The sequence below is a fragment of the Ramlibacter sp. bp-362 genome (assembly GCF_054956735.1).
Genome location: NZ_JBUDXE010000064.1, coordinates 1 through 259, shown reverse-complemented (window position 1 = coordinate 259; position 259 = coordinate 1). Strand labels below are relative to the sequence as shown.

Genomic DNA, 259 nt, shown 5'->3' with positions numbered 1-259 from the left:
ATCTTCTTGACGACAGGCAGTAAGGACTTGGATTCCTTTGCCCAGATTCCCGATTATGCCCAGCGCATCTACGCCCGCATCCTGCCCGTCCGTCCGTCGTTGGACCGGGCCCTGGATCTAGGCTACCTGCCGGCCCACGTGATTTGTATGCAGGGCCCCTTCACGACCGAACTCAATGCGGCCATGTTCCGCCAGACCGGCGCCCACTACGTCGTCACCAAGAACTCCGGCCACACCGGCGGCTTCCAGGAAAAATTAG

General features: G+C 60.2%; 1 protein-coding gene. It reads left to right on the top strand.

Annotated elements, in window-relative coordinates; all coding sequences use genetic code 11:
* Nucleotides 1-27: 27 nt before the first annotated feature.
* On the top strand, nucleotides 28-259 hold a 232-nt coding region (locus tag ACY0MJ_RS22410), incomplete at its 3' end, for a precorrin-6A/cobalt-precorrin-6A reductase (protein WP_462640771.1).